This window comes from Pseudomonas sp. Pseusp9 (genome assembly GCF_059491265.1).
On the sequence record NZ_CP168500.1, the window covers coordinates 638,279 to 648,309 of the forward strand.

The window sequence follows — 10,031 nt, forward strand, 5'->3', positions numbered from 1 at the left end:
GCACTTCCGAACGGGTGGGGTGGGACGGCCAGTGCGTTGATATCGCACCCACCGGCTTCAGACAAGTCCTTATGTGGCGCCATGTTCATTAACGCGTCGCGGCCAGGCTCTCGAGAAAACTCTCCAGCACCAGATGAGGTCGACGCCCCTTGCGGGTGACCGACGCGAGGCTTAGATCATAAAAGCGCGTTTTTGCTTTCAACGCTCGCAACCGGCCTTGCTGCACCCAAAGACTCGCGTAATGATCCGGCAGGTAGCCGATATAGCGCCCGGTCAGGATCAGGAACGCCATGCCTTCGCGGTCCGAGGCGCTGGCGGTGCAATTGAGCGCCTGATAGTGAGCCTGGATCTCCGCTGGCAAACGGAAGGTGGGTGCGATGGCGTCCTGGCTGTTCAGGCGCTCGTCGTCCAGTTGTTTATCGTCGACATAAAACAGTGGGTGGCCGACCGCGCAGTACAACAGCGATCGTTCGCTATACAGCGGTTGATATTCCAGCCCCGACAGCGCGCTGGCCTGCGGCACCACGCCGACGTGCAGACGACCGTCGAGTACGCCTTGTTCGACTTCATTGGGCGCGATCATGCGGATCTGGATCTGCACGTCCGGGCCGCGTTCTTTCAATTGCGCGAGGGCATGGGTGATGCGCATGTGGGGCAGGGTGACCAGGTTGTCTGTCAGGCCAATGATCAATTCGCCGCGCAAGTGCTGGTGCAGGCCATTGACCTCGGTGCGGAAGCTTTCCAGTGCACTTAACAGTTGCAACGCCGATTGATAGACCTCGCGGCCTTCTTCCGTCAGGGAAAACCCGGCACGTCCACGTTGGCACAGGCGCAGGCCGAGGCGTTGTTCCAGATCACTCATCTGCTGGCTGATTGCCGAGCGACCGATACCCAGTACGGTTTCCGCCGCGGAGAAGCCGCCGCATTCCACCACGCTGCGAAAGATCCTCAGCAGGCGAATGTCAAAGTCGCTGACCTGGGCCAGCGGATCGGGACGGCGAGTGCTCATGCTTGTTACTCGAAAGTTTAGTAGTGGGCTGACTGAACATTAGAAAAGTTGCATTTCACCGACTTTATCCCCGTGGCAATTTAGCTGCAACAACGGTTTTCAATCCTTTCGCCGCTTATTGCCTTGCGAGGTTTCGCCCATGAACTTGCCTGAAAACGCCCCGTCTTCCCTGGCCAGCCAGCTCAAGCTCGATGCTCACTGGATGCCTTACACCGCCAACCGTAACTTCCAGCGCGACCCGCGCCTGATCGTTGGCGCTGAAGGCAGCTGGCTGATCGACGACAAGGGTCGCAAGGTGTATGACTCGCTGTCCGGTCTGTGGACCTGCGGCGCCGGGCACACTCGCAAGGAAATCCAGGAGGCCGTGGCCAAGCAACTGGGTACCCTCGATTATTCGCCAGGCTTCCAGTACGGCCATCCGCTGTCCTTCCAGCTGGCTGAGAAAATCACCGACCTGACGCCGGGCAATCTCAATCACGTGTTCTTCACCGACTCGGGTTCCGAGTGTGCTGATACCGCCGTGAAGATGGTCCGTGCTTACTGGCGCCTGAAAGGCCAGTCGACCAAGACCAAAATGATTGGCCGTGCCCGTGGTTACCATGGTGTGAACATCGCCGGCACCAGCCTCGGTGGCGTGAACGGCAACCGCAAACTGTTCGGCCAGGCGATGATGGACGTCGACCACCTGCCGCACACTTTGCTGGCAAGCAACGCCTACTCCCGTGGCATGCCGGAGCAGGGTGGTATCGCCCTGGCTGACGAACTGCTGAAGCTGATCGAACTGCACGATGCGTCGAACATCGCGGCGGTATTCGTCGAGCCATTGGCCGGTTCCGCAGGCGTGCTGGTTCCGCCACAGGGTTACCTCAAGCGTCTGCGTGAAATCTGTGACCAGCACAACATCCTGCTGGTGTTCGACGAAGTGATCACCGGTTTCGGCCGTACCGGCACCATGTTCGGCGCCACCACCTTCGGCGTGACCCCGGACCTGATGTGCATCGCCAAGCAAGTCACCAACGGCGCGATCCCGATGGGCGCGGTGATTGCCAGCTCCGAGATCTACCAGACCTTCATGAATCAGCCGACGCCTGAATATGCGGTTGAATTCCCCCATGGCTACACCTATTCCGCGCACCCGGTGGCTTGCGCCGCGGGCCTGGCAGCGCTCGACCTGCTGCAAAAGGAAAACCTGGTGCAGAGCGTGGCCGAAGTCGCACCGCATTTCGAAAATGCGCTGCATGGCCTCAAAGGCACCAAGAACATCATCGATATTCGCAACTTCGGCCTGGCCGGCGCGATCCAGATCGCTCCACGTGACGGCGATGCCATCGTGCGTCCGTTCGAAGCCGGCATGGCGCTGTGGAAAGCCGGGTTCTACGTGCGCTTCGGCGGCGACACCCTGCAGTTCGGCCCAACCTTCAACAGCAAGCCGCAGGACCTGGATCGCCTGTTCGACGCGGTCGGCGAAGTGCTGAGCAAGATCGACTGATTTCTCCTTCTATATACCTACAAACAACGGGTGCTCGGGAACGGGCGCCTGTGGACAACTTTTCAGGAGCTTCCATGAGCGTTATTCCGCATTTGATCAATGGCGAACTGGTGACCGAGAACGGTCGCGCGGTTGATGTGTTCAACCCGTCCACCGGCCAGGCCATTCACAAGTTGCCGCTGGCGACCCGCGAAACCATCCAGAGTGCCATCGACGCGGCCAAGGCGGCGTTCCCGGCCTGGCGCAACACGCCACCGGCCAAGCGTGCCCAGGTGATGTTCCGCTTCAAGCAACTGCTGGAACAGAACGAAGCGCGTATCGCCCAACTGATCAGCGAAGAGCACGGCAAGACCCTGGAAGATGCGGCCGGTGAACTGAAGCGCGGCATCGAAAACGTCGAGTTCGCTTGTGCAGCCCCGGAAATCCTCAAGGGTGAATACAGCCGTAACGTCGGCCCGAACATCGATGCCTGGTCTGACTTCCAGCCGCTGGGCGTGGTTGCCGGTATCACTCCGTTCAACTTCCCGGCAATGGTGCCACTGTGGATGTACCCGCTGGCGATCGTCTGCGGCAACTGCTTCATCCTCAAACCATCCGAGCGCGATCCAAGCTCGACGCTGCTGATTGCCCAGTTGCTGCTGGAAGCTGGTCTGCCTAAAGGCGTACTGAGCGTGGTGCACGGTGACAAGACTGCGGTGGACGCATTGATCGAAGCGCCGGAAGTCAAGGCGCTGAGCTTTGTTGGTTCGACGCCGATTGCCGAGTACATTTACTCCGAAGGCACCAAGCGCGGCAAACGCGTTCAGGCTCTGGGCGGCGCGAAGAACCACGCGGTGCTGATGCCGGATGCAGACCTGGACAACGCCGTCAGCGCACTGATGGGCGCAGCTTACGGTTCTTGCGGTGAGCGTTGCATGGCGATCTCGGTGGCCGTGTGCGTGGGCGATCAGGTGGCGGATGCGCTGGTGGCCAAGCTGGTACCGCAAATCCAGGCGCTGAAAATCGGCGCCGGTACTTCCTGCGGTCTGGACATGGGGCCTCTGGTTACCGGTCAGGCCCGCGACAAAGTCAGCGGTTATGTAGAAGACGGCGTAGCCGCCGGCGCGACGCTGGTCGTGGACGGCCGTGGTCTGACCGTGGCCGGTCACGAGGAAGGCTTCTTCCTGGGTGGCTGCCTGTTCGACAACGTCACGCCAGAGATGCGTATCTATAAAGAAGAGATCTTCGGGCCGGTGCTGTGCGTTGTTCGGGTCAACAGCCTGGAAGAAGCCATGCAGCTGATCAACGATCACGAGTATGGCAACGGCACCTGCATCTTCACCCGCGACGGGGAAGCGGCGCGGTTGTTCTGCGACGAGATCGAAGTCGGCATGGTCGGCGTCAACGTACCGCTGCCGGTGCCGGTCGCCTATCACAGCTTCGGTGGCTGGAAGCGTTCGCTGTTCGGCGACCTGCACGCCTATGGCCCGGATGGCGTGCGTTTCTACACCCGCCGCAAAGCCATCACCCAGCGCTGGCCGCAGCGTGCGAGCCATGAAGCTTCGCAGTTCGCCTTCCCTAGCTTGTAAGTAGAAGGGCGAAGAAGGCCGACCCATTGGGTCGGCTTTTTTTGTTTTCGGGGCTTTTTTGACCTGTATGACAGATTTGTGAAAATAGGTGTTGACGGCAGATTCTGGAAGCCTATAATTCGCCCCACTTCCGGCGCAGTCGAAACGGAAAACTCCTTGTAAAACAATGAGTTATGCAGGTTTCGACAGCAGGTTGCTTCAGGTTATCGAAGTCGAAAGGAAGTTGAAAAAGAGGTGTTGACAGCAGCGTGTAACGCTGTAGAATTCGCCTCCCGCTGACGAGAGATCTGAAGCGCAAGTGGTTGAAGTTGTTAAGGATTCCTTGAAAACTTCTGAAAATAATCACTTGACAGCAAATGAGGCTGCTGTAGAATGCGCGCCTCGGTTGAGACGAAAGCTCTTAACCAACCGCTCTTTAACAACTGAATCAAGCAATTCGTGTGGGTGCTTGTGGAGTCAGACTGCTAGTCAACAGATTATCAGCATCACAAGTTACTCCGCGAGAAATCAAAGATGTAACCAACGATTGCTGAGCCAAGTTTAGGGTTTTCTCAAAACCCAAAGATGTTTGAACTGAAGAGTTTGATCATGGCTCAGATTGAACGCTGGCGGCAGGCCTAACACATGCAAGTCGAGCGGATGACGGGAGCTTGCTCCCTGATTCAGCGGCGGACGGGTGAGTAATGCCTAGGAATCTGCCTGGTAGTGGGGGACAACGTCTCGAAAGGGACGCTAATACCGCATACGTCCTACGGGAGAAAGCAGGGGACCTTCGGGCCTTGCGCTATCAGATGAGCCTAGGTCGGATTAGCTAGTTGGTGAGGTAAAGGCTCACCAAGGCGACGATCCGTAACTGGTCTGAGAGGATGATCAGTCACACTGGAACTGAGACACGGTCCAGACTCCTACGGGAGGCAGCAGTGGGGAATATTGGACAATGGGCGAAAGCCTGATCCAGCCATGCCGCGTGTGTGAAGAAGGTCTTCGGATTGTAAAGCACTTTAAGTTGGGAGGAAGGGCATTAACCTAATACGTTAGTGTTTTGACGTTACCGACAGAATAAGCACCGGCTAACTCTGTGCCAGCAGCCGCGGTAATACAGAGGGTGCAAGCGTTAATCGGAATTACTGGGCGTAAAGCGCGCGTAGGTGGTTTGTTAAGTTGGATGTGAAAGCCCCGGGCTCAACCTGGGAACTGCATTCAAAACTGACAAGCTAGAGTATGGTAGAGGGTGGTGGAATTTCCTGTGTAGCGGTGAAATGCGTAGATATAGGAAGGAACACCAGTGGCGAAGGCGACCACCTGGACTGATACTGACACTGAGGTGCGAAAGCGTGGGGAGCAAACAGGATTAGATACCCTGGTAGTCCACGCCGTAAACGATGTCAACTAGCCGTTGGGAGCCTTGAGCTCTTAGTGGCGCAGCTAACGCATTAAGTTGACCGCCTGGGGAGTACGGCCGCAAGGTTAAAACTCAAATGAATTGACGGGGGCCCGCACAAGCGGTGGAGCATGTGGTTTAATTCGAAGCAACGCGAAGAACCTTACCAGGCCTTGACATCCAATGAACTTTCCAGAGATGGATCGGTGCCTTCGGGAACATTGAGACAGGTGCTGCATGGCTGTCGTCAGCTCGTGTCGTGAGATGTTGGGTTAAGTCCCGTAACGAGCGCAACCCTTGTCCTTAGTTACCAGCACGTCATGGTGGGCACTCTAAGGAGACTGCCGGTGACAAACCGGAGGAAGGTGGGGATGACGTCAAGTCATCATGGCCCTTACGGCCTGGGCTACACACGTGCTACAATGGTCGGTACAGAGGGTTGCCAAGCCGCGAGGTGGAGCTAATCCCACAAAACCGATCGTAGTCCGGATCGCAGTCTGCAACTCGACTGCGTGAAGTCGGAATCGCTAGTAATCGCGAATCAGAATGTCGCGGTGAATACGTTCCCGGGCCTTGTACACACCGCCCGTCACACCATGGGAGTGGGTTGCACCAGAAGTAGCTAGTCTAACCTTCGGGGGGACGGTTACCACGGTGTGATTCATGACTGGGGTGAAGTCGTAACAAGGTAGCCGTAGGGGAACCTGCGGCTGGATCACCTCCTTAATCGACGACTCAGCGGCTCCATAAGTTCCCACACGAATTGCTTGATTCATTGAAGAAGACGATAAGAAGCAGCCCGAAATTGGGTCTGTAGCTCAGTTGGTTAGAGCGCACCCCTGATAAGGGTGAGGTCGGCAGTTCGAATCTGCCCAGACCCACCAATTTTGTGTGGGAAACGCCTGTAGAAATACGGGGCCATAGCTCAGCTGGGAGAGCGCCTGCCTTGCACGCAGGAGGTCAACGGTTCGATCCCGTTTGGCTCCACCACTACTGCTTCTGATTGTGTAAAGCTTAGAAATGAGCATTCCATCGATGATGGTGAATGTTGATTTCTAGTCTTTGACTAGTTCGTTCTTTAAAAATTTGGGTATGTGATAGAAAGATAGACTGAACGTTACTTTCACTGGTAACGGATCAGGCTAAGGTAAAATTTGTGAGTTCTCTTAATTGAGAAATTCGAATTTTCGGCGAATGTCGTCTTCATAGTATAACCAGATTGCTTGGGGTTATATGGTCAAGTGAAGAAGCGCATACGGTGGATGCCTTGGCAGTCAGAGGCGATGAAAGACGTGGTAGCCTGCGAAAAGCTTCGGGGAGTCGGCAAACAGACTTTGATCCGGAGATGTCTGAATGGGGGAACCCAGCCATCATAAGATGGTTATCTTGTACTGAATACATAGGTGCAAGAGGCGAACCAGGGGAACTGAAACATCTAAGTACCCTGAGGAAAAGAAATCAACCGAGATTCCCTTAGTAGTGGCGAGCGAACGGGGACTAGCCCTTAAGTGGCTTTGAGATTAGCGGAACGCTCTGGAAAGTGCGGCCATAGTGGGTGATAGCCCTGTACGCGAAAATCTCTTAGTCATGAAATCGAGTAGGACGGAGCACGAGAAACTTTGTCTGAATATGGGGGGACCATCCTCCAAGGCTAAATACTACTGACTGACCGATAGTGAACTAGTACCGTGAGGGAAAGGCGAAAAGAACCCCGGAGAGGGGAGTGAAATAGATCCTGAAACCGTATGCGTACAAGCAGTGGGAGCCCACTTTGTTGGGTGACTGCGTACCTTTTGTATAATGGGTCAGCGACTTATTTTCAGTGGCGAGCTTAACCGAATAGGGGAGGCGTAGCGAAAGCGAGTCTTAATAGGGCGTCTAGTCGCTGGGAATAGACCCGAAACCGGGCGATCTATCCATGGGCAGGTTGAAGGTTAGGTAACACTGACTGGAGGACCGAACCGACTACCGTTGAAAAGTTAGCGGATGACCTGTGGATCGGAGTGAAAGGCTAATCAAGCTCGGAGATAGCTGGTTCTCCTCGAAAGCTATTTAGGTAGCGCCTCATGTATCACTGTAGGGGGTAGAGCACTGTTTCGGCTAGGGGGTCATCCCGACTTACCAAACCGATGCAAACTCCGAATACCTACAAGTGCCGAGCATGGGAGACACACGGCGGGTGCTAACGTCCGTCGTGAAAAGGGAAACAACCCAGACCGTCAGCTAAGGTCCCAAAGTTATGGTTAAGTGGGAAACGATGTGGGAAGGCTTAGACAGCTAGGAGGTTGGCTTAGAAGCAGCCACCCTTTAAAGAAAGCGTAATAGCTCACTAGTCGAGTCGGCCTGCGCGGAAGATGTAACGGGGCTCAAACCATACACCGAAGCTACGGGTATCACGTAAGTGATGCGGTAGAGGAGCGTTCTGTAAGCCTGTGAAGGTGAGTTGAGAAGCTTGCTGGAGGTATCAGAAGTGCGAATGCTGACATGAGTAACGACAATGGGTGTGAAAAACACCCACGCCGAAAGACCAAGGTTTCCTGCGCAACGTTAATCGACGCAGGGTTAGTCGGTCCCTAAGGCGAGGCTGAAAAGCGTAGTCGATGGAAAACAGGTTAATATTCCTGTACTTCTGGTTATTGCGATGGAGGGACGGAGAAGGCTAGGCCAGCTTGGCGTTGGTTGTCCAAGTTTAAGGTGGTAGGCTGAGATCTTAGGTAAATCCGGGATCTTAAGGCCGAGAGCTGATGACGAGTTACCCTTTGGGTGACGAAGTGGTTGATGCCATGCTTCCAAGAAAAGCTTCTAAGCTTCAGGTAACCAGGAACCGTACCCCAAACCGACACAGGTGGTTGGGTAGAGAATACCAAGGCGCTTGAGAGAACTCGGGTGAAGGAACTAGGCAAAATGGCACCGTAACTTCGGGAGAAGGTGCGCCGGTGAGGGTGAAGCATTTACTGCGTAAGCCCACGCCGGTCGAAGATACCAGGCCGCTGCGACTGTTTATTAAAAACACAGCACTCTGCAAACACGAAAGTGGACGTATAGGGTGTGACGCCTGCCCGGTGCCGGAAGGTTAATTGATGGGGTTAGCTAACGCGAAGCTCTTGATCGAAGCCCCGGTAAACGGCGGCCGTAACTATAACGGTCCTAAGGTAGCGAAATTCCTTGTCGGGTAAGTTCCGACCTGCACGAATGGCGTAACGATGGCGGCGCTGTCTCCACCCGAGACTCAGTGAAATTGAAATCGCTGTGAAGATGCAGTGTATCCGCGGCTAGACGGAAAGACCCCGTGAACCTTTACTATAGCTTTGCACTGGACTTTGAATTTGCTTGTGTAGGATAGGTGGGAGGCTTTGAAGCGTGGACGCCAGTTCGCGTGGAGCCATCCTTGAAATACCACCCTGGCAACTTTGAGGTTCTAACTCAGGTCCGTTATCCGGATCGAGGACAGTGTATGGTGGGTAGTTTGACTGGGGCGGTCTCCTCCTAAAGAGTAACGGAGGAGTACGAAGGTGCGCTCAGACCGGTCGGAAATCGGTCGTAGAGTATAAAGGCAAAAGCGCGCTTGACTGCGAGACAGACACGTCGAGCAGGTACGAAAGTAGGTCTTAGTGATCCGGTGGTTCTGTATGGAAGGGCCATCGCTCAACGGATAAAAGGTACTCCGGGGATAACAGGCTGATACCGCCCAAGAGTTCATATCGACGGCGGTGTTTGGCACCTCGATGTCGGCTCATCACATCCTGGGGCTGAAGCCGGTCCCAAGGGTATGGCTGTTCGCCATTTAAAGTGGTACGCGAGCTGGGTTTAGAACGTCGTGAGACAGTTCGGTCCCTATCTGCCGTGGACGTTTGAGATTTGAGAGGGGCTGCTCCTAGTACGAGAGGACCGGAGTGGACGAACCTCTGGTGTTCCGGTTGTCACGCCAGTGGCATTGCCGGGTAGCTATGTTCGGAAAAGATAACCGCTGAAAGCATCTAAGCGGGAAACTTGCCTCAAGATGAGATCTCACTGGGACCTTGAGTCCCCTGAAGGGCCGTCGAAGACTACGACGTTGATAGGTTGGGTGTGTAAGCGCTGTGAGGCGTTGAGCTAACCAATACTAATTGCCCGTGAGGCTTGACCATATAACACCCAAGCAATTTGACTACTTCGAAAGAAGCATCAGATTGCGGTGTGTGAAGACGCAAGAACCGAAAGTTCGACGCTCACAAAACACCGATTTCCATCACATACCCAATTTGCTGAAGCGCGGCCAGCCGGCCACGACTCGGTACCCGAATTTCTTGACGACCATAGAGCGTTGGAACCACCTGATCCCATCCCGAACTCAGCAGTGAAACGATGCATCGCCGATGGTAGTGTGGGGTTTCCCCATGTGAGAGTAGGTCATCGTCAAGATTAAATTCTGAAACCCCTATCTGCGTACGCAGGTAGGGGTTTTGTTTTTGGCGCCCCTGTAGGAGCGAGCCCGCTCGCGAAAAACCCGAGAGCGCTGCGGGGCGTCAGGTTTCCCGCGTCATCGTTAACGTCCATCGCGAGCCAGCTCGCTCCTACAATGAAGCCAATCGTCTTCAATGCTAA

Annotated in this window: 3 protein-coding genes, 2 tRNA genes and 3 rRNA genes; 7 read left to right on the forward strand and 1 reads right to left on the reverse strand. The window is 55.1% G+C overall.

Translation table 11 applies throughout. From position 1 onward, the window contains the following. Positions 1–88: 88 nt before the first annotated feature. Positions 89–1,009: a LysR family transcriptional regulator gene (locus tag ACEN8E_RS02785; RefSeq protein ID WP_007971880.1), complete on the reverse strand. Its 921-nt coding sequence runs from the start codon at positions 1,007–1,009 to the stop codon at positions 89–91. A gap of 139 nt (positions 1,010–1,148) precedes the next feature. On the opposite strand from ACEN8E_RS02785, the gene aptA reads away from it, so the two are divergent. The 7 genes from aptA (at position 1,149) to rrf (ending at position 9,848) form a co-directional block, all read left to right on the forward strand. Beyond that, positions 1,149–2,498: an omega-aminotransferase AptA gene (gene aptA, locus ACEN8E_RS02790; protein WP_495591344.1), complete on the forward strand. Its 1,350-nt coding sequence runs from the start codon at positions 1,149–1,151 to the stop codon at positions 2,496–2,498. 74 nt (positions 2,499–2,572) lie between these two features. Then, entirely contained in the window at positions 2,573–4,066 is a 1,494-nt protein-coding gene (locus ACEN8E_RS02795) for a CoA-acylating methylmalonate-semialdehyde dehydrogenase (RefSeq protein ID WP_008021905.1), read from the forward strand. A 570-nt stretch (positions 4,067–4,636) separates the two neighbouring features. After that, positions 4,637–6,173 (forward strand): 16S ribosomal RNA (locus ACEN8E_RS02800). 81 nt (positions 6,174–6,254) lie between these two features. Then, positions 6,255–6,331, forward strand: a tRNA-Ile gene (locus tag ACEN8E_RS02805). 30 nt (positions 6,332–6,361) lie between these two features. Continuing rightward, positions 6,362–6,437: transfer RNA gene (locus tag ACEN8E_RS02810), tRNA-Ala, on the forward strand. Positions 6,438–6,682: 245 nt separating this feature from the next. Continuing rightward, positions 6,683–9,574, forward strand: a 23S ribosomal RNA gene (locus ACEN8E_RS02815). 158 nt (positions 9,575–9,732) lie between these two features. Next, positions 9,733–9,848: ribosomal RNA gene (gene rrf / locus ACEN8E_RS02820) — 5S ribosomal RNA — on the forward strand. The 16S, 23S and 5S rRNA genes sit together here with 2 tRNA genes alongside, the layout of an rRNA operon. Positions 9,849–10,031 lie beyond the last annotated feature (183 nt).

Coding starts and splice junctions, on each gene's coding strand:
- ACEN8E_RS02785 (WP_007971880.1), bottom strand. CDS start 1,009: ATGAGCACTCGCCGTCCCGATCCGCTGGCCCAGGTCAGCGACTTTGAC.
- aptA (WP_495591344.1), top strand. CDS start 1,149: ATGAACTTGCCTGAAAACGCCCCGTCTTCCCTGGCCAGCCAGCTCAAG.
- ACEN8E_RS02795 (WP_008021905.1), top strand. CDS start 2,573: ATGAGCGTTATTCCGCATTTGATCAATGGCGAACTGGTGACCGAGAAC.